The sequence below is a fragment of the Methylobacterium frigidaeris genome (assembly GCF_022179185.1).
Lineage (GTDB): Bacteria > Pseudomonadota > Alphaproteobacteria > Rhizobiales > Beijerinckiaceae > Methylobacterium > Methylobacterium frigidaeris.
In genome coordinates this window covers 161,579-181,518 of sequence record NZ_BPQJ01000011.1, presented here as the reverse complement: position 1 = coordinate 181,518, position 19,940 = coordinate 161,579, and the positions used below count along the sequence as shown (strand labels likewise).

Below are 19,940 nucleotides of genomic sequence, written 5' to 3'. Positions count from 1 at the left end.
TGCACCAACGTTGACAAAATATACAAGATTGGCGTCTTCTGGCTGCATGATGCGGCGGGACAGCAACCTGCCCTTGCGTCAATATCGTGAGACGCGGGTCGAGAGCCGCGCTCCCTCCAGAGGAAACGCCATGGCCTTCACCCGCCGTTCCGTCTTGGCCGCCGGCCTCGCCGCCCCCGCCCTGGTCGGCCTCGGGCGTGCCGCGCAGGCCGCCACGACCCTGAAGCTCTCGCACCAGTTCCCGGGCGGCACGATCGACGAGGGCGATTTTCGCGATCGGATGTGCCGCAAATTCGCGGCGGCGGTGAAGGAGCGCTCGAAGGGCGCCCTCGACGTCCAGGTCTATCCCGGCTCGTCGCTGATGAAGACGAACGCCCAGTTCAGCGCGATGCGCAAAGGGGCGCTCGACATGAGCCTCTACCCGCTGCCCTATGCCGGCGGCGAGGTGCCGGAGACCAATATCGGGCTGATGCCGGCGCTCGTGACCTCCTATCAGCAGGCGATGGCCTGGAAGTCCGCGCCGGTCGGCCGCAAGCTCACCGAGATCTTGCTGTCGAAGAACATCGTGCTCGTCTCCTGGGTCTGGCAGGCCGGGGGCGTGGCGAGCCGCGACCGCCCGCTGGTGCGGCCGGAGGACGCCAAGGGCCTGAAGGTCCGCGGCGGCTCGCGCGAGATGGACCTGATGATGAAGGCCGCGGGCGCCGCCACCCTCAGCCTGCCCTCGAACGAATCCTACGCGGCGATGCAGACCGGCGCCTGCGACGCGGTCATCACCTCCTCGACCAGCCTGATCTCGTTCCGGCTCGAGGAGCTGTCGAAGTCCCTCACCTCGGGCCGCGGCCGCTCCTACTGGTTCATGCTCGAACCGATCATGATGTCGAAGGCGATCTTCGATGGCCTGCCCAAGGACCAGCGCGACCTGATCATGGCGGTCGGTGCCGAGCTCGAAGCCTTCGGCCAGGAGGGCGCGAAGGCCGACGACACGCGGGTCGAGCAGATCTTCGGCAAGGCCGGCGCCAAGGTCGAGACCCTCGACGAGGCGACGCTCAACCGCTGGCGCGACATCGCCCGCGATTCGGCCTGGAAGGACTACGCGGCGAAGTCGTCCTCCTGCGCCGAGATGCTGAAGCTCGCGGAGGCGGTCGCGTGAGCCACGCCTTCGACGCGGCCTCCGCCGCCGCCGAGCCGGAGCGCGCGAGCGCGCGGGTCCGGCTGCCCGGCCCCCTCGCGGCGATTGACGCCGCCATGGGCGGCCTCAACCGGCTGATCCTGCTCCTCGGCGGCGTCGCCCTGGTGGCGGCCTGCCTGGTGCTGAGCTACAGCGTCGTCGTCCGCTACTTCCTGAAGATCCCGACGGAGTGGCAGGACGAGACGGCGGTGTTCCTGATCGTCGGCGCCACCTTCCTGTCGGCGGCGGGCGTCCAGGCCCGGCGCGGCCACGTCGCCATCGAGGCGCTGACCGGGCTCCTGCCGCCGCGGGCCAACCGCCTGCGTCTGCTCCTCGCCGACGTGGTCAGCCTCGGCTTCGTGGCCTTCTTCGCCTGGAAGAGCTGGACCCTGCTGCACGAGGCCTGGGTCGACGGCCAGATCTCGCAATCGACCTGGGGCCCGCCGCTCTGGATCCCCTACTCGCTGATGGCCGTCGGCATGACGCTGCTCGCCCTGCAGTTCCTGCTCCAGATCGCCGAGGCCGTCGCCCGCGGCCCGGAGGCGGCCGGCTTCGCCGACCCGAAGATCGGTCTGGGCGCCGATCTAAATGCCGGTGCTCGCACCGGCCAGAACGCCCCTCCGAGAGGACCCGCCCGATGAGCACCGCGATCATCGGCACCCTCTACGCGGGGGCCACCTTGGGGGCGATGCTCGCCGGCATCCCGATCGCCTTCGCGCTCGGGGCGGTGGCGCTGGTCTTCATGCTGGCCTTCATGCCCGGTGCCTCCCTCGATACGGTGGCGCAGAACGTCTACGAGGAGATGGCCTCGATCACCCTCCTGTCGATCCCGCTCTTCATCCTGAAGGGCGCGGCGATCGGCCGGTCGAAGGCGGGCCAGGACCTCTACTCGGCGATGCATGCCTGGATGCACAAGATCCCGGGGGGCCTCGGCATCGCCAACGTCTTCGCCTGCGCGCTCTTCGCGGCCATGGCGGGGTCGAGCCCGGCGACCTGCTCGGCGATCGGCTCGGCCGGCATCCCGGAGATGCGCAGGCGCGGCTATTCCGGAGGCTTCGCCGCCGGCATCATCGCGGCGGGCGGCACGCTCGGCATCCTGCTGCCTCCCTCGATCACCATGATCCTCTACGCGGTGGCGGCGGAGCAGTCGCTGGGGCGGCTCTTCCTCGCCGGCATCGGCCCGGGGCTGCTGCTCGTCCTGCTGTTTGCCGCCTACGCCGCCTGGCGGTTCCGGCGCGAATTCGCGATGGCGCGGGCGGCCTACGTCACCGGCGGGCCCGAGCACCCGATCCTGGCGGAAGACCGCTACTCGATGGCGCAGCGCTTCTCGACCCTGCCGCGGGTGCTGCCCTTCGTGGTGCTGCTCACCGGCGTGATGGTGGCGCTCTACGGCGGCTACGCCACGCCCTCGGAGACGGCGGGTCTCGGCGGCATCCTGGCGCTCGCGCTGATCGCCTGCATCTACGGGGTGTGGCGCGCCCGGGACGTGAGCCCGATCCTGATCGCGACGTTGCGCGAATCCACCATGCTGATGCTGATCATCGGCATGTCGCTGCTCTACGCCTACGTGATGAGCTACCTCCACATCTCGCAGGCCGCGGCGGCCGCGATCGTGGCGATGCATCTCTCGCCCTGGCTCCTGCTGCTGACCATCCTGCTCCTGGTGGTGGGCCTCGGCTTCTTCCTGCCGCCGGTCTCGATCATCCTGATGACCGCGCCGATCATCCTGCCGCCGCTCAAGGAGGCGGGGTTCGACCTGGTCTGGTTCGGCGTGGTGATGACGATCACCATGGAGATGGGCCTGATCCACCCGCCGGTCGGTCTCAACATCTTCGTCATCAAGAACATCGCCCCCGACATCCCGCTCTCCGAGATCATCTGGGGCACCCTGCCCTTCGTGATCCTGATGGCCGTGGCGATCCTGGTCCTCTGCGTCGCCCCCGGCATCGCGCTGTGGCTGCCGGATCTCCTCTTGCCCTCGACCAAGTAGAGGCGTCACCATGACCGGGGCGAAACGGGGCGCTGCGCGGTGGCGCCCCTCCCTCCTCTCCGCGTCCCCCGCGGAGCCCGATCTTCCGATGAGCGGCGACGGCCCCGATCCGCGGGCACGGCCCGGACGTGATGAGAGCGATATGGCGGCGATCTCGTTCCTCGGCGACCTCCTCCAGAGCATCTCGGACCGGGGCCGCGGGCTGATCGCCTTCGGCCGCGGCGACCTCGCCAAGGCGAGCGTGGCCGAGGTGGTGAAGCTCTGCGAGGACCTGATCTCCCGGCGCGGCGAGGCCTCGGGCGTCGCGCTCGCGCGCATCATCCTCGACCGCTACGAGAGCTTCGGGCGCGAGGATCGCCACGACTTCCTGCGCCGCATCGCCCTCGAGTTCGGGGCCGACCACGCGGCGGTGGAGGGCGCCATCGCGGCCTACGCCAAGGCGCCGTCCCGGGCGACCCTGGGTCGCCTGCACGAGGCGGCCGAACCGCGCTCGCAGGAACTGATCCGCCGCCTCAACCTCGCCCGCGACGGCACGATCGCGCTCGTGCGGATGCGCGAGGACCTGTTCTCGTTGCGCGACGCCGCCCGCAAGGCCGACAAGCCGGACGCGGCCCTGGCCGAGGCGGTCGACAGCCTCGATTCCGATTTCGAGCACCTGTTCGCGTCGTGGTTCAACCGCGGCTTCCTGGTCTTGCGCCGGATCGACTGGACCACCCCGGCCCACATCCTGGAGAAGATCATCCGCTACGAGGCGGTGCACGCGATCTCGGGCTGGGACGACCTGCGCCGGCGCATCGAGCCGCCGGACCGGCGCTGCTTCGCCTTCTTCCACCCGGCGCTCCTCGACGAGCCGCTGATCTTCGTCGAGGTGGCGCTCACCACCGGCATCGCGGCGGCGATCGCCCCGATCCTCGCCAACGATCGCCGGCCGACCGATACCCGTGAGGCGACGACCGCCATCTTCTACTCGATCTCGAACTGCCAGAAGGGCCTGGCCGGCATCACGTTCGGCAACTTCCTGATCAAGCAGGTGGTGGAGGATCTCTGCCGCGAGATGCCGGCGCTGAAGACCTTCGTGACCCTCTCGCCGGTGCCGACCTTCCGCACCTGGCTCGACCGCGAGCGCCGGTCCGAAGCGCCGCAGGGGCTGACACGCGAGGACGTCGAGACCCTGCGCCTCCTCGACCAGCCCGACTGGCACACCGACAAGGCCAAGGCCGACGCGGTGAAGAAGGCCCTGCTGCCGGCCGCCGCCTACTACTTCCTGCGGGCCAAGACCCCCCGCGGCAAGCCGGTCGACCCGGTGGCGCGGTTCCACCTCGGCAACGGCGCCCGCCTGGAGCGCCTGAACTTCCTCGGCGACGTCTCGCCGAAGGGCCTGTCCCAGGGCTACGGCCTGATGGTCAACTACCTCTACGACCTCGCGGCGATCGAGAAGAACCACGAGACCTACGCCAATCTCGGCACCGTCTCGGCCTCGCTCACCGTCAACCGCGAGCTGCGCCAGAACCTGCCGCCGGCCCGGTCCGTGGCGCTGGCGGAGGCGTAGTGCACATCCTCCTCTCCCCGCGGGCGGGGAGAGGAGAAACCCGCATTCTTCGAGTGGACGGCGTGGCCGCTCATCTCGCCGACGACTGAAGAGTCCCCCATGTCCAACCACTTCTTCGACATCGTCCGCTCCCGCCTCCCCACCGATCCGGCGGCCAAGGTCTTCCTCGAGACCCCCGAGGGCCTGCGCTGGAGCTACGCCGACCTGATCGCCGAATCCGGCCGCTACGCCGCGGCGCTGGTCGGCCTCGGCGTCGCGCCCGGCGACCGGGTGGCGGTGCAGGTCGAGAAGAGCCCGGCGGTGATCGCGCTCTATCTCGGCTGCGTGCGGGCGGGTGCGGTCTTCCTGCCGCTCAACACCGGCTACACCCCGGCCGAGATCGCCTATTTCCTGGGCGACGCCGAGCCGGCTTTGTTCGTCTGCGACCCCGGGAAGCTCGACGCCTTGAGGCCCGTGGCCGAGGCGGCGAACGTCAAGCAGGTCGGTACCCTCGACGCCAAGGGCGAGGGCACCATGGCGGCGGAGGCTGCGGACCAGACCGGCGACTTCGCCGACGTGTCCCGCGCCTCGGACGACCTGGCGGCGATCCTCTACACCTCGGGCACCACCGGGCGCTCGAAGGGCGCGATGCTCACCCACGACAACCTGTCGTCGAACGCCCTGACGCTCGTCGATTACTGGCGCTTCACCGCCGAGGACGTGCTGATCCACGCCCTGCCGGTGTTCCACACCCACGGCCTGTTCGTCGCCACCAACACGGTGCTGATGTCGGGCGCGGGCATGATCTTCCTGCCGAAGCTCGACCCGCCGCTGATCCTGTCGCTGATGGGCCGGGCCACAGCGCTGATGGGCGTGCCGACCTTCTACACGCGGCTCCTCAAGGAGCCGGGCCTGACCCGCGAGGCGACCGCGGGCATGCGCCTGTTCGTCTCCGGCTCGGCGCCCTTGCTCGCCGAGACCCATCGCGAGTGGCAGGAGAGGACCGGCCACGCGATCCTCGAGCGCTACGGCATGACCGAGACCAACATGAGCACGTCGAACCCCTATGACGGCGACCGGGTCGCCGGCACGGTCGGGTTCCCGCTGCCGGGTGTGTCGCTGCGGGTCGTCGACCCGGAGACCGGCCGGGGACTCGCGGCGGACCAGGTCGGCATGATCGAGGTGCGCGGCCCCAACGTGTTCAAGGGCTACTGGCGCATGCCGGAGAAGACCGCCGCCGAGTTCAAGGCCGACGGCTTCTTCATCACCGGCGACCTCGGCAAGCTCGACGAGCGCGGCTACGTCCACATCGTCGGGCGCGGCAAGGATCTGATCATCACCGGGGGCTTCAACGTCTACCCGAAGGAGGTCGAGACCGAGATCGACGGGCTTCCCGGCGTGCTCGAATCGGCGGTGATCGGGGTGCCGCACCCGGATTTCGGCGAGGGCGTCACCGCCGTGGTGGTGCCGCGCGGAGCGGAGGCCCCGAGCGAGGCCGGGATCCTCTCGGCCCTCGAAGGCCGGCTCGCCAAGTTCAAGCTGCCCAAGCGCGTCATCATCGCGGACGAGTTGCCCCGCAACACCATGGGCAAGGTGCAGAAGAACCTGCTGCGCGAGACGCATAGGGGGCTGTACGGGGGCTGAGCACCCTCGTCCGGGTCGACCTGTCTGCTCCCACTCACGACCCCATCGCGAATGGGACCAAGTCGGGCTTCACCTCAACCCCGAGAATTCCGCCTCCAGAGCCGGCACCAGCTCCTCCAGAAAATCCTCCGCCGCAGCCGGCAGCGTGCGACCGGCCTTGGCGATGAGACAGACCGGGCGGGAAAAGCTCGCCTCGGCGATCGCGCGCGAGCACAAATCGGGCTCGGCCCGGATCTCGCGGGCGGAGCCCGGCAGGATCGTGAGGCCGAGGCCGGCCCGCACCATGCCCACCGCCGTCATCATGTAGGTCGCCTCGCAGGCCGTCACCGGCAGCCGGCCGGCGGCCACGAAGGCGGCGTCCACCACCACGCGCACGCTGGTCTCGGCATCCATCAGCACCAGCGGATACTCGGACAGAGCCTCCAGCGTCACGGTCCCGACGTCCCCGATCGGGTGGCCCGCGGGATAGACCACGTGCAGGGCATCCGCCGCGCGAGCAAGCACCGCGACGTCGGGATCGCGCACCTCGCCGCCGGTGACGCCGAGATCGACCTCCTCGCGCCGCACCAGGGCCAGCACACGCTCGGCGATGGCGTCCTTGACGACGAAGCTCATCCGCGGATGCGCCGCCCGGAAGGCCGCGATCGCGTCCGGCAGCACGCCCGCCGCCACCGAGGGCAGGGCCGCGATCCGCACGATGCCGTGGCGGCGCGCCGCGAGGTCGCGGGTGTCGATGACGACGCTGTCGAGCTCGCGCAGCACGCGCTGGAACACCGGCAGCAACTCGCGCCCGACCCGGGTCGGCTCGACGCTGCGGCTGTTGCGGTCGAGGAGGCGCACCGCCAGCGCCTCCTCCAGCCGGCGGATCTGCACCGTGAGCGCCGGCTGCGACAGGTTCAGGAGGGCGGCCGCCCGGGTGAAGCTGCGCAGATGCGCGACCGACACGAAGGCGCGGACGTGGCGCAGGTTGAGATCCATAACGGATCGTTATCCGGGCGATCCGATCTTTTCAATTGCCGGATCGCCGAGCCCGAGTTGTGATTTGGGCGTACCGAACGGCGCCATCTCCGAGCGCCGAGACCCCTGGGAGGAAAACGATGCTGGCCCTGCTCGGCCTATGCACGATCGCCTTGTTGCTCGCCGCCATCCTGGCCAAGCGCCTGTCGCCCCTCGTGGCGCTGATCGTGATCCCGGTCGCCGCCGCCCTGGTCGGCGGGTTCGGGCTCGACACCGGCAAGTTCGTGCTCGCCGGCATCCAGAGCCTGGCGCCGGTCGTCGGGATGTTCGTGTTCGCGATCCTGTTCTTCGGCATCGTCAGCGATGCTGGCCTGCTCGATCCGATCATCGACAAGATCCTCGCCACCGTCGGCACGCGGCCGAGCCGGATCGTGCCCGGCACGACGTTGCTCGCGCTGCTGATCCACCTCGACGGCTCGGGCGCGGTGACCTTCCTCATCACCATTCCGGCGATGCTGCCGCTCTACGATCGGGTCGGGATCGACCGGCGCATCCTCGCCTGCGCGGCGTCGCTGGCGGCGGGCGTGAACTTCCTGCCCTGGACCGGGCCGATGATCCGGGCCTCCGCCGCCCTGAAGCTGCCGATCCCCGACATCTTCACGCCGCTGGTGCCGGTGCAGGCGGTGGGCCTCGCCTTCATCTTCGCCGTCTCGTACTGGCTCGGTTTGCGGGAGGAGCGCCGGCTGAAGCGCGCCGGAGCCGGCGCCGCGGAGGCGGTCGCTGCCGGTGGGCGGGCGCTGAGCGACGCGGAGCGGGCCTTGCGGCGGCCGGATCGGTTCTGGCCGAACCTCGTCCTCACCGTCGCGGTGCTCGGCACCATGGTGCTGATGGCGGAAAAGATCCCGCCGGCCTTGATGTTCATGCTCGGCACGGCGCTGGCGCTGATCATCAACTACCCGAGCGTCGACGCGCAGCGCCAGCGCATCGACGCCCACGCGAAGGCGGCGATCCTGATGGCGTCGATCCTGCTGGCGGCCGGCGTGTTCACCGGCATCATGCAGGGCACGGGCATGCTGAAGGCGATGGCGCAGGGTGCCGTGGCCTTCGTGCCCCCCGGCCTCGCCCCGCACATCCCGTTCACGCTCGGCCTCGTCTCGATGCCGCTCAGCATGCTGTTCGACCCGGACTCGTTCTACTTCGGCGTGCTGCCGGTGGTGGCCGAGGTCGCCCATCAGCTCGGCGTGCCGCCGCTGCAGGTGGCGCAGGGCGCGCTGCTCGGCCAGATGACCACCGGCTTCCCGGTCAGCCCGCTCACCCCCGCGACCTTCCTGGTCTGCGGCCTCTGCGGCATCGACCTCGCCGACCACCAGAAGTTCACCTTCCCGTTCCTGCTCGCGGCCTCCGTGGTGATGACCTTCGCGGCCGTCGCCTTCGGGGTCTTCCCGCTCTGATCCCACGGCACCCGCAGGGTGCTCTGTGCAAGCCCGAACGGGCGTCGGCGCTGATGCGCCGGACGCCTTCGCCGGAGACGAAGGCACAAGGAGGAGAATGATGAGAACCATCCGCCTGGGCGCCGGCGCCGGTTATGCCGGCGACCGGATCGAGCCCGCCCTCGAACTCGCCGAGCACGGCGCCCTCGACTACCTCGTCTTCGAGTGCCTGGCCGAGCGCACCATCGCGCTCGCCCAGCAGGCCCGCCTGCGCGATCCCGCCGCCGGCTACGACCCGCTGCTGGAGGCCCGGATGCGGGCGGTGCTGGAGCCGTGCCGGCGGAACGGCACCCGCATCGTGACCAACATGGGCGCCGCCAACCCGCTCGCCGCGGCGGAGAAGACCCGGGCGATCGCCCGCGACCTCGGGCTCACCGGCCTCAAGGTAGCGGCGGTGCTCGGCGACGACGTACTCGAGGCGATCGGGGCCGGCGACGACCAGATTCTCGAGACCGGCGGCCGGGTGCGCGACCTCGGCAACCGGGTGATCTCGGCCAACGCGTATCTGGGCGCCGGCCCCATCGCCGAGGCTCTGGCGCAAGGCGCCGACGTCGTCGTCACCGGCCGGGTCGGCGACCCGGCGCTCTTCCTCGCGCCGCTGATCCACGCCTTCGGCTGGGCCATGGATGATTGGGACCGTCTCGGCCGCGGCACGCTCGCCGGCCACCTCCTCGAATGCGCCGGCCAGATCACCGGCGGCTACTTCGCCGATCCGGGGGTGAAGGACGTGGCTGGCCTCGCCCGCCTCGGCTTTCCCATCGGCATCGTGACTGAGGATGGCGGCATCGAGATCACCAAGGTGCCGGGATCGGGCGGCCAGGTGACGCTCGCCACCTGCAAGGAGCAGCTGCTCTACGAGGTGCACGACCCCGCCCGCTACCTGCAGCCCGACGTGGTGGCGGACTTCTCCGAGGTCGCCATGGAGGCCATCGGCCCCGACCGGGTGCGGGTGACCGGCGGGCGCGGCGCGCCGGCGACTGGGCTCCTCAAGGTCTCGGTCGGGCTGATCGATTCCTATATCGGCGAGGGCCAGATCTCCTATGCCGGTCCGGGCGCCGCGGCCCGAGGCCGCCTCGCCCTCGACATCGTGCGCGCGCGCCTCGAACTTACGGGCGTCCAGGCGAACGAGCTGCGCTTCGACCTGATCGGCGTCGATTCCCTGCACGGCCCCCGCCTGGCCGGTGATGCCGAGCCCTACGAGGTGCGCATCCGCGTCGCCGGGCGCTGCGACAGCCTCAGCGAGGCGGCCCGGATCGGCAACGAGGTCGAGACCCTCTACACCAACGGCCCGGCTGGCGGCGGCGGAGCCTGGAAATCGGCCCGCGAGGTCGTCGGCGTGCTCTCGGTGCTGGTGCCGGCGGCGCTCGCCCGGCCGAGCGTGCGGATGATCGAGGCGTGAGGGAGATGACGATGAAGCTGCGCGCGCTCGCCCATTCCCGCACCGGCGACAAGGGCAACACCGCCAACATCTCGCTGATCGCCCACGACCCGGCCGATTACCCGCGGCTCGAACGCCACGTGACGCCCGAGCGGGTGCGGGCCCACTTCGCCGGCATCGTCCAGGGCGAGGTGATCCGCTACGCCCTGCCCCGCCTCGGCGCCCTCAACTTCGTGCTGACGGGCGCCCTGGGCGGCGGCGTGACCCGGTCGCTGGCGCTCGACGCCCACGGCAAGGGGTTGAGCGCGGCGTTGCTGGACATGGAGGTCCCGGAGGAGCCAGAAGCGGAGGAGGCTTGAGGCAGCTCGCGCCCGGGGCACCGCGGGGCCCGTTCGACGATCCCTGCCGTCCAGGGGCCTCGCTTCTCTGCGGCTCCCGAGCCCTGCCGGCGCCGGAAGCCGGGATGATGTGGAGGGCGGCCGGTCGGGGATTGCCGACCGCACCGCGATCGCGTCCCATCCCCGCACGCGTAACGGACACGTGTGCGGGCCACAGCCCCTCAACGGGTGCTCAAGCTTAACCGGCGGTGAGCCGAATCTACGCAGTTCTCGGCTGTGGCCACCGATTTCGCTGACCAGCCGAGCAGAGCCTTGGGGTTCGTCTTGGCTCAGCTTCATTTTCGGCTGGATCGGCGGTAACGCGCATGTTACCCGAAAAATACGGAACCGAATCGGTTCATCTCCCTCCTTGTCCGGAACTGCCATGCTTCTCCGGTTTCACCTGGGCCGGATGGCCTGCCTGTCGGCGGCCATCCTTGCCGGTCATCTCGTTGCGGCCCGTCCCGCGGCGGCGTGCCCGGCCTCGCTGCCGTCGGCGGCGGAGCGGATGAGCCTCGGCGTGACCGAGGCCCATGTGGCGCGGCGCGAGGCGGTGCGGGTGCTCGCCATCGGCTCGTCCTCCACGGAGGGCATCGGCGCCTCCGCGCCGGACCGGACCTACCCGCACCTGCTCGAGCAATCCCTGCGCACCGCCTGGCGCGGCACCCCGGTGGAGGTGACCAATGCGGGCATCGGCGGCGAGACCGCCGACCAGACGCTGGCGCGCCTCGCCGAGGTCCTGGCGCGGCCGGTCAAACCCGACCTGGTGATCTGGCAAGTCGGCACCAACGACGCGATCACCGGCGGCAGCGAGGCGGCGTTCCGCGACCGGCTCGAGCAGGGCATCGCCCTGGTCCGCGCCGCCGGCAGCGACCTCATCATCCTCGACCAGCAATATTACCCGGCGATCCCCGACCACGCCCGCTACGAGCGCTTCGTCGGCTTGGTCGCGACGGTCGCGGCCGACGCCGAGGTGCCGGTCTTCTCGCGCTATGCCCTGATGAAGGACTGGAACCGCCAGGATCCCGGCCTGCTCGTCGGCATGCTGTCCGCCGACAAGTTCCACATGGGCGACCAGGGCTATGCCTGCCTCGCCCAGGCGCTGGGCCGCGACATCCTCGATGCCGTGACCCCGCGGCCCGACCCGCTCCAGGCGGTCGCCCGCGCCAAGCGTCAGCCGCTGCCGGGCAATGTGGCCCTGAAGCGGGGCTGAGTGGGCTCACGCCTCACCGTGCTCGATTGACGCCCCCGGACGGATCCCCGTCCGGGGGCGTCATGTTTTTGAACTTGTTTCCGAGCATTCTGAGTTGCTCGACGGAGCCGAAATCCACCGCGTCATTCCGGAGCCGCGCGGCCCCGGAATGACGCGGTGGATGAGAAGATCGCAAGGAGAGTCAACACCCTCACACGGCCGGCGCCCGCAGGTGCCACTCCGTGGCTCCCTGGTAGGCCTGCCCGATGCGGAGCGCCGTCGCCTCGTCGTAGCCGCGGCAGACGATCTGGAGCGAGAGCGGCAGGCCCTTCGTGGTGAACCCGTTCGGCAGCGCCAGGGCGCAGAGTTCGAGCAGATTGCCGAAGCGGGTGAAGCGCGAGGGCATCACCGCCTGGTCGACAGCGTCGAGGGGGATCGCCGCGCTCTCGGTGGTCGGCGTCAGGAGCGCGTCGATGCCGTCCATCGCCCGGGCGAAGGCAGCCTTCATCTCCTGCTGCATCCGCCGGGTGCGCAGGTAGTCCTGCGCGCTCACCCCCGCACCGGCGAGGGTGCGCAGGCGGACATCCTCGTCGAGGCGCGAGGCCCGGTCCTCCGACAGGGCGCCGTTGAAGAAGTAGCACTCGGCCATGACGATCGCCGAGGTGGTCACGAGATCGACGAAGCGGAACGGCAGATCGATATCGACGATCTCGGCGCCGAGCCGCGCCAGCGCCTCCAGGGAGGCGTCGTAGGCGTCCAGCATCTCGGACGAGACGCCCGCCCGCTCCGCCGCCGGCATCCGGGCAAGGCGCAATCCGCGCACCCCGCGATGCAGCACCGGCATCGGGTCCTCGGGGGCGATGCCCCGCGTATTCGGGTCGCGGGGATCGGGCCCCGACAGGATGGTGTAGAGGAGCGCCACGTCCTCGACGCTGCGCGCCATCGGCCCCGGCGTGTCGAGGGTGGTGCTCAGTGGCACGATGCCGGCGGTGCTGACGCGGCCGATCGTGACCTTGAGGCCGGTGAGCCCGCAGAACGAGGCCGGCAGGCGCACCGAGCCGCCGGTATCGGTGCCGATCGCCCACGGCGCCATCCGGGCCGCCACCGCGACGCCCGATCCGCTGCTGGAGCCGCCCGGCGTGCGCGGCGTCTCGAGGTCCCACGGGTTCCACGGCGTGCCCATATGCTGGTTGGTGCCCCAGCCGCCATAGGCGAACTCGACCGTGTGGGTCTTGCCGAGCACGATCATGCCCTGCGCCAGCATCCGCCTGGCGATGGTGGCGGTCTCGGTGGCGCGCCGCTCGCGGAAATGCGCCGAGCCGCCGGTGGTGATCCGGCCCTCCAGGTCGATCAGGTCCTTGAGCGCCACCGGCACGCCGTGCAGCGGGCCGACGGCGTGGCCGGCACGGATCATCCGGTCCGCGCCCTCTGCGGCGAGCCGGGCATCGTCGGCATAGACTTCCACGAAGGCCCGGAGCTTCGGCTCCAGCCGCGCGATGCGGTCGAGATGCGCCTCCACGACCTCGATCGGCGAGATTTTTCGGGTCGCGATGGCGCCGGCGAGGAGATGGGCGGAAAGCTCGGCGGGATCGGTCACGATGGCGTTCCTCACTGCACGCTGACCCGGTTCAGGTCGACGAACCACGATTGGGGCGAGACGAAGTTCTTGACCCGCGGCGACATCGCCCTGGGGTTGAGATCATGCACGATGTACAGCCAGGGCGGATCGTCGACCAGGCGCTCATGCGCCGCCCGCGTCGCCCTGGCGATGGCCTCGGGGTCGGTCGCCTCGGCGAGTTCCTTGAGCGCCGCGTCGAAGCGGGCATCCGTCCATTGCGGGAAGTTGAAGCCCTTCGGCGAGACGTTGGCGGAGGCGAAGTAGCGCGCCATCACGGCGACGTCCGAGGAGGGCGAGGAGACGTTGAGCGCGTTCGCCCCCTGGAGCGACGGCGAGTCCGGTGCCGCCCGCCCGGCATTGAGCAGCACCTGCCACTCGACCACGTTGAAGCTGACATCGACGTTGCAGGTCTGCTTCAGGTTTTCCTGCAGGAACTCGTTCATCGGCAGCGGCTGCATCTGGCCCGACCCGGAGGTCGAGATCATCACCTTGAGCGACAGCGGTCTCTTGTCGGTGAAGCCCGCCTCGGCGAGCAGCGCCCGACCCCGCTCGGGGTCGAGGCGGTAGCGGTTCTGCGGCGCGCCGAAATCCGGATCGGAGGCCTTCAGCCAGCCCACGGCCGGCTCGGCGGTGCCGTTCAGGAAGGTCACCAGCCCGTCTCGGTCGATGCAGTAGTTCAACGCTTGTCGCACCCGCACGTCCTTCAGCGGGCTGTTCGCAGCGCCGATATTGTAGAACCACGGCCAGACATGCGGGTAGGAGCCGGTGGTGATGGTGAAGCCCGCCTGGCGCAGGGACGCGAGCCCGTCCGGCGCCGGCGCCTCGATCCAGTCGACCTGACCGGCGCGGAGCGCCGCGATGCGGGCATTGGCCTCCGGGATCGGCATCAGCCGCACCTTGTCGACCTTCGCCAGGTTGTTGCGGTCCCAATAGCCCGGGTTGCGGGCGAGCTCGACCGCCTCGCGCGGCCGCACCCCGGTGATGCGGAACGGCCCGGTGCCCGCCGCCGGCAGCATCCCGACCTTGGCCCAGTCCCGCCCGGCCGCCTCGAACGAGGCCGGCGAGGTGAACAGCAGGTAGACCACCATGTAGGGGAAGTACGAGGCCGGGCCCGAGCTGGTGATGGCGACCGTGCGGTCGTCGATCTTGCGGTAGCCGGCGAGCAGCGGCGCCCGGGCCCGGGTGATGCCGGCGGCCGGCGGCTCGTATTGCGGGCTGTCCTGCTTGAAGTAGCGGTCGAGGTTCCAGATCACCGCGTCGGCGTCGAAGGCGGTGCCGTCGTGGAAGCGCACGCCCTGGCGCAGGTGGAAGATCCAGGTCTTCTTGTCGTCCGGCGCCTGCTCCCACTTCTCCGCTAGGCCGGGCCGCAGGGTCGCCAGCCGGTCGGTGCGCGAGAGGTCCCACAGCACCAACCCCTCGAAGACCGGGTAGCCGAGGAAGCGCATCCCCTCGAAGCCGTTATTCGGCATGCCGGTGGTGGTCGGCACGTCGGCGGCGGTCATGCCGATGCGCAGGACCGATTCGGCCGAGGTCGATTGGGCAAGGGCCGGCGCGGCCGTGAGCAGCAGGGCCGTGAGCGCGGTGGAGGAGCAGAGCGGGCGGGGCATGACGGCGGGCTCCGTTAGGGCTTGTCCGCCGCAGCAAGAGCTGCGCCATTCCGCGTCTCGACGCGTCGGCGCGTCAGCTTTTCAGCCGGTACCCCGTCCGGAAGATCCAGGCGACCGCCGCGAGGCAGGCGATCAGGAACACCACCGCCATGCCGAGGCTCACCGCCGGGTTGACGTCCGAGTGTCCGTAGAAGCTCCAGCGGAAGCCGCTGATCAGGTAGACGACCGGATTGACGAGGCTCACCGCCCGCCACAGCGGCGGCAGCATGTCTATCGAGTAGAAGCTGCCGCCGAGGAAGGTCAGCGGCGTGACGATGAGGAGCGGCACCAGCTGCAGCTTCTCGAACCCGTCCGCCCACAGGCCGATCACGAAGCCGAACAGGCTGAAGGTGACCGCGGTGAGCACCAGGAACAGCACCATCACGAAGGGGTGCTCGATGCGCAGCGGCACGAACAGGGCCGAGGTCGCCAGGATGATCAGCCCGAGCATGATCGACTTGGTGGCCGCCGCCCCGACATAGCCGGCGACGATCTCGACCGCCGAGATCGGCGCCGAGAGGATCTCGTAGATCGTGCCGGAGAAGCGCGGGAAGTAGATGCCGAACGAGGCGTTGGCGATGCTCTGGGTGAGCAGCGTCAGCATGATCAGCCCCGGCACGATGAAGGCGCCGTAGGGAACGCCGTCGACCGAGGTGATCCGCCCGCCGATCGCGGCGCCGAAGACCACGAAGTAGAGCGAGGTGGAGATCACCGGCGCGACGATGCTCTGGAGCAGCGTGCGGAAGGCGCGGTGCATCTCGAAGCCGTAGATGGCGCGGATGGCGGGCCAGTTCATGCGCGGTCCCTCACGAGGTCGACGAAGATGTCCTCGAGCGAGCTCTGCCGGGTCTGGAGATCGCGGAAGCGGATGCCGGCGGCGGCGAGGTCGGTGAGCAGCGCGGTGATGCCGGTGCGCTCCGCCTTGGTGTCGTAGGTGTAGGTCAGCGCCGTCCCGTCCTCCGACAGCGCCAGCGGATGGCCGGCGAGCGCCGGCGGCAGGGCGCTCAAGCGATCGTGGAGCTGGAGCGTCAGCTCCTTGCGCCCGAGCTTGCGCATCAGCTCGGCCTTCTCCTCGACCAGCACGATCTCGCCCTTGGCGATCACCCCCACCCGGTCGGCCATCTCCTCGGCCTCCTCGATGTAATGGGTGGTGAGGATCACCGTGACGCCCTGGTCGCGCAGGCGGCGCACCAGGCGCCACATGTCCTGACGCAAAGCCACGTCGACGCCGGCCGTCGGCTCGTCGAGGAACAGGATGCGCGGCTCGTGGGCCAGCGCCTTGGCGATCAGCACCCGCCGCTTCATGCCCCCCGACAGGGTCATGATCTTGGCGTCGCGCTTCTCCCACAGGGAAAGGTCGCGCAGGACCTGCTCGATATGGGCGGGATCGGGCTTGAGGCCGAACAGGCCACGGCTGAAGCTCACCGTCGCCCACACGGTCTCGAAGGCGTCGGCGGTGAGTTCCTGCGGCACCAGGCCGATGAGCCGCCGGGCGGCGCGGGGCTCGGCCAGGATGTCGTGCCCGCCGACCGTCACCGTGCCGGTGCTCGGCGTGACGATGCCGCAGATGATGCTGATGAGGGTCGTCTTGCCGGCGCCGTTCGGCCCGAGCAGGGCGAAGATCTCGCCCTGGCGGACACCCAGGTCGACGCGCTTGAGCGCGACGTGACCCGAGGCGTAGGTCTTCGACAGGTTGGCAATCGCGATGATGGGCGTCATCCGGTCCCGGGGCGTGTCAGGGCTAGCGGGGTGGCCGATCACCTAGGCCGGACGAAGCCGGACCGCCACCATCCCGTGTCGGCACGTCGTCGCGCCCGACCTGAGAGCGACGAGAAACCGACCGGGTGTAGCCCGGATGTGCGCCCCTTTGCACCGCCAAGCCGGTGCGCGAGCGCACCCGGCGGCGCCGGTTCAGGCGCGTTTCGCGGCGTCGTCCCGGTCCACACCGTCCTCGTCGGCGAGGTCGTCGCCGTCATAGGCATCGTCGTCGTCCTCCGGCCGCTCGGCCTCGTCCTCCGACGGCTCGGCCTCGTCGTCCCGGGTCCGGGCCTTGGTGTAGAAGTTGCCGACGAGCAGCGCCTCGCCGGCGGTGACCATGGAGCTGAGATAGGCGTTGATGGTGGCCGGCGCGGCATCGGGCAGCGCACGCAGAATCTGCGGCTGCGACAGGCCCTGCGGCCCGGCCCCGTCGATCAGCGCCTTGAGGCGGCCCTTGGTGGAGTTCGCCCGCGGCCCCCGGGGACCGCGCCGCCCGCTCGCGCGCGGCTCGCTCCGGTCCAGGCCGGAAGCCGCCCCCGCGGAGTTCAGCGACAAGCCGAGATCCTCGATCGGCGTATTTTCGATGATCGCCCGGAGCGCGTTCTCGGCGAGCCGGAGCTTGGCCAGCTCCGCCCCGACGCGCTCGTACTCAGCCTCGAGCGCCGCTCTCCGTTCGCTCACATCAGCCAAGGCCTTCATGAGCGCATCATTCCCCGACATTGCCCCTCCGCTGAAACTGGGCGGGTGTCCCTTGCACAGGAGGCCACGCCCGTCAACGAAGAGGACACCGATGCCTCGGCGGATATCAGGGAGCGCGATCGATCGTTTGCCGATCTGCGGATAAGAACGCAGAGAACTTACCGGCCGCGCGGCTGGTCTGCGTCGTGGCGGCGATGGCCGTGCTCACCATGACGCTCGGCAGCTGAGCTAACGTTGTCGGCCGCATCCCTGCGGCGGTGCGGGGCCTACTCCCGAGATCGGGTGGGATCGAAGGCTAGCCGGCTGTCGCGGACGAACATGGAGCCACGCTCGCCGACAGGACCGGGTACATCAAGCCCCATTCGCGCCCGCCCCTACCTGGAACGCATCTTTCAAGAGAGCGGCGGCGTGATGAGCGTGTTGATGGTGTCGAAGGCCTCGCGTATCCGTCCTTGTGCGATCACCTCTCTGTTCAGGGACCTATATATCTCGTAGGAGCGGTTCAAATACTCTTCCAGGCCTACCGTACGGTCTTCGCCGGAATGCACCGACTTCAAGTACGTCGTGCTGCCGGCCAGGCCGATGGTTCGGGCGAGCGGAGGGAATACCGGTCCGACGAAATGCTCCTGCAGGGCGTCGTGAACACCGATCGGGACTGGTGCATCCTGCGGAACGACGCCTGCTTTCTTCAAGGCCTGCGTCGTCAACTCGGAGATAATGGCGATCGATGGATGATTGATCGTGTGCATGAAGGCACCAGACTCGGCGATAAGACGCTCGACGAGACCATCCACGTCGTAGCCCGCTGATGCGTATGTTTCCATCATGAACCGATATGAAACTTCATATTCAGCAAAGTATCCAAGCTCGGAAAATATATATTTATTAAATAATTTCGCTGCTCTAGCTTCGCTGATTCGTGCTAAGAAGCAGGCCGCGCCGATGATGGAATGCATTTCGCTATGAGCGCCATGGACAATTTTTCCATGATCGAAAATATACGTCATGTCAGGATGGAGGCCGCTGAAGGCGAATGTCGGTAGATAGATGGCCCTCAACATCGGCGCGTTCAAAGAGCTGGCGCGTAGATACGGCATTTCAGCGTCGCTCTCACTAATCTGCGTGATGACGACATCGAACTGCTTTATGTGCTCGCGCACGTCCTCCGGTTGCATGGTTGCAAAGATGTGCTGCGCGTCGATATGAGCATCCGGCAGCAGCTTTTTTGCTGTCGCCCTCATGCCGGCGACCTGGCAGGATCCGATGAAAATAAGCCGCAAGTTGCTCATAGACTTTCCTCGATGACCTCTTCATCGCAGATGATCGTCGAAATCTCTCTGATGTTTTTCATTCTCTTGTCGAATTCGCCGCTTGAAAGCGGCTGAGGCTTATTTACAGGCTGGGCAGAATGTGATGAATTGAGATAGTGATTCGAGAACGTCCGCATGACGTAAGCAACTCCTTCGGGCGTCACTTCTCGCAAGTCTTCGGCGAAGAAGGCGCCGCGAGTGTGGATCCCCGTGATCATCTCGTAAGACGGAAAGTATTCAACCCAATCGTACATGCAGGCAACCTGGTCGGCAGCGACGCGAAGCACCGATTTGCTGTAGGTTGTCGCGGTCAGGGCATGACGATTCTCGTAGGTGGCGATCAGCGGCACAGGCGACACGGTCAGCAAAACACTGACGCCAGGGTTGACCTTTTTTAGCCTCTGCAGAAATCTCACTAGGTCTTCTTGTATTTCACTCACCGTGAAATTGTGGAACGCGTAGCTGGCCGGGTCGACGCCGGGGCTGACGACGCCGGGCGCCAACGGGAAAACGGCACCGTCACGCCTCGAGATTCATGCTTCGGTCAGCCCGAGGGTGAAGATGAAGATGTCGCATTCTTCGAACATGATACGGACTGCGTCCAGATGGGCTTCGCGATCCTCGATTATCTGGTCGATTGTCTCGAAGCCCCGAGATTGAATCTGCGGCCTGAATGGATCGATGTAGCGCCCGTCCTCGCGAAGCCAGGCGATCTCCTTCGGCTCGTACAACGAATAGGCTCTTTCAAAGAGCTGAGATAGTTGACGGACCGTGTAAATATTACCGTACCGGGCCGAGAAGGTGCCGTAATTCTCATTCTGGCTGAATTCGAAGGCCGGCTTCGACTCCGCGATCATGTATTGAAAGCCCTGTCCGACCAGGGTGCGCGCGATATGCTGGGCGAAGCAGCTTCCGGCTGTGGCAATCCGGGTATCGTGTCCAATCTGGATGTTGGTGCTGACGACCGGATCGACGTCCGTCGGTGCCGGCAACGCTACGGATTTGCGCCAAAATTGAAAATCAGGCTTGCCGCGATAAGGATTCGTCACTGTCTGCCCCTGTGCGCGGGCTTGCCTGTTGATGAGACGACGAGCCTCTCAACCAACTTGTGCGCGCGTGCCGAGTGTGGATGCTGATCAACCCTTGAACGAGGCCGGGTCGGCGTTGACCAAGGCATCTCCCGCC

At 68.5% G+C, this 19,940-nt stretch carries 16 protein-coding genes and 1 pseudogene; 9 read left to right on the top strand and 8 right to left on the bottom strand.

All coding sequences use genetic code 11. From position 1 onward, the window contains the following. Positions 1-130: 130 nt before the first annotated feature. The 5 genes from dctP to MFF64_RS14015 all read left to right on the top strand — a co-directional run bounded on the left by dctP (position 131) and on the right by MFF64_RS14015 (position 6,330). A complete protein-coding gene (gene dctP / locus MFF64_RS14035; RefSeq protein WP_099898607.1) occupies positions 131-1,150 on the top strand; it encodes a TRAP transporter substrate-binding protein DctP in 1,020 nt (339 codons plus the stop codon). Continuing rightward, positions 1,147-1,809, top strand: a complete 663-nt coding sequence (locus tag MFF64_RS14030; protein ID WP_099898609.1) for a TRAP transporter small permease — start codon at positions 1,147-1,149, stop codon at positions 1,807-1,809. Before dctP ends, MFF64_RS14030 begins: the two co-directional genes overlap by 4 nt. Continuing rightward, complete coding sequence (locus tag MFF64_RS14025; protein WP_099898611.1) at positions 1,806-3,158, top strand: TRAP transporter large permease; 1,353 nt, start codon at positions 1,806-1,808, stop codon at positions 3,156-3,158. Before MFF64_RS14030 ends, MFF64_RS14025 begins: the two co-directional genes overlap by 4 nt. Positions 3,159-3,300: 142 nt before the next feature. Beyond that, on the top strand, positions 3,301-4,707 hold the full coding sequence (locus MFF64_RS14020) for a malonyl-CoA decarboxylase (RefSeq protein ID WP_099898613.1): 1,407 nt from the start codon (positions 3,301-3,303) through the stop codon (positions 4,705-4,707). Positions 4,708-4,806: 99 nt separating this feature from the next. Then, positions 4,807-6,330 (top strand): malonate--CoA ligase, encoded by a 1,524-nt coding sequence (locus MFF64_RS14015; RefSeq protein ID WP_099898615.1) that lies wholly within the window; start codon positions 4,807-4,809, stop codon positions 6,328-6,330. Between the two features lie 69 nt (positions 6,331-6,399). Here the strand turns inward: MFF64_RS14015 and MFF64_RS14010 are convergent, their stop codons facing one another. Continuing rightward, on the bottom strand, positions 6,400-7,308 hold the full coding sequence (locus MFF64_RS14010) for a LysR family transcriptional regulator (protein ID WP_099898617.1): 909 nt from the start codon (positions 7,306-7,308) through the stop codon (positions 6,400-6,402). A 119-nt stretch (positions 7,309-7,427) separates the two neighbouring features. On the opposite strand from MFF64_RS14010, the gene MFF64_RS14005 reads away from it, so the two are divergent. The 4 genes from MFF64_RS14005 (at position 7,428) to MFF64_RS13990 (ending at position 11,745) form a co-directional block, all read left to right on the top strand. Beyond that, a complete protein-coding gene (locus tag MFF64_RS14005; RefSeq protein WP_099898619.1) occupies positions 7,428-8,738 on the top strand; it encodes a CitMHS family transporter in 1,311 nt (436 codons plus the stop codon). A gap of 100 nt (positions 8,739-8,838) precedes the next feature. Continuing rightward, complete coding sequence (locus MFF64_RS14000; RefSeq protein WP_099898637.1) at positions 8,839-10,176, top strand: acyclic terpene utilization AtuA family protein; 1,338 nt, start codon at positions 8,839-8,841, stop codon at positions 10,174-10,176. Between the two features lie 11 nt (positions 10,177-10,187). Beyond that, a complete protein-coding gene (locus MFF64_RS13995; RefSeq protein WP_099898639.1) occupies positions 10,188-10,514 on the top strand; it encodes an AtuA-related protein in 327 nt (108 codons plus the stop codon). A 403-nt stretch (positions 10,515-10,917) separates the two neighbouring features. Continuing rightward, positions 10,918-11,745, top strand: coding sequence for an SGNH/GDSL hydrolase family protein (locus tag MFF64_RS13990; RefSeq protein WP_099898622.1), 828 nt, complete (start codon positions 10,918-10,920; stop codon positions 11,743-11,745). A gap of 190 nt (positions 11,746-11,935) precedes the next feature. On the opposite strand, the gene MFF64_RS13985 is transcribed toward MFF64_RS13990, so the two are convergent. From MFF64_RS13985 to MFF64_RS13955, 7 genes and pseudogenes are all read right to left on the bottom strand, one after another. Next, complete coding sequence (locus tag MFF64_RS13985) at positions 11,936-13,321, bottom strand: amidase (protein WP_099898624.1); 1,386 nt, start codon at positions 13,319-13,321, stop codon at positions 11,936-11,938. An 11-nt stretch (positions 13,322-13,332) separates the two neighbouring features. Then, entirely contained in the window at positions 13,333-14,949 is a 1,617-nt protein-coding gene (locus MFF64_RS13980) for an ABC transporter substrate-binding protein (protein ID WP_099898626.1), read from the bottom strand. A 73-nt stretch (positions 14,950-15,022) separates the two neighbouring features. Continuing rightward, entirely contained in the window at positions 15,023-15,784 is a 762-nt protein-coding gene (locus MFF64_RS13975) for an ABC transporter permease (RefSeq protein WP_099898629.1), read from the bottom strand. Next, positions 15,781-16,707 (bottom strand): ABC transporter ATP-binding protein, encoded by a 927-nt coding sequence (locus tag MFF64_RS13970; RefSeq protein ID WP_099898631.1) that lies wholly within the window; start codon positions 16,705-16,707, stop codon positions 15,781-15,783. The genes MFF64_RS13975 and MFF64_RS13970 overlap by 4 nt, the downstream gene beginning before the upstream one ends. Before the next feature lie 192 nt (positions 16,708-16,899). Continuing rightward, a complete protein-coding gene (locus MFF64_RS13965; RefSeq protein WP_238191242.1) occupies positions 16,900-17,445 on the bottom strand; it encodes a hypothetical protein in 546 nt (181 codons plus the stop codon). Between the two features lie 392 nt (positions 17,446-17,837). Beyond that, positions 17,838-18,734 carry a WcbI family polysaccharide biosynthesis putative acetyltransferase gene (locus tag MFF64_RS13960; RefSeq protein WP_238191239.1) on the bottom strand — a complete coding sequence of 299 codons (897 nt, stop codon included), beginning with the start codon at positions 18,732-18,734 and terminating at the stop codon, positions 17,838-17,840. Further along, a pseudogene (locus tag MFF64_RS13955) lies at positions 18,731-19,804 on the bottom strand (GSCFA domain-containing protein). Before MFF64_RS13955 ends, MFF64_RS13960 begins: the two are co-directional and overlap by 4 nt. Positions 19,805-19,940 lie beyond the last annotated feature (136 nt).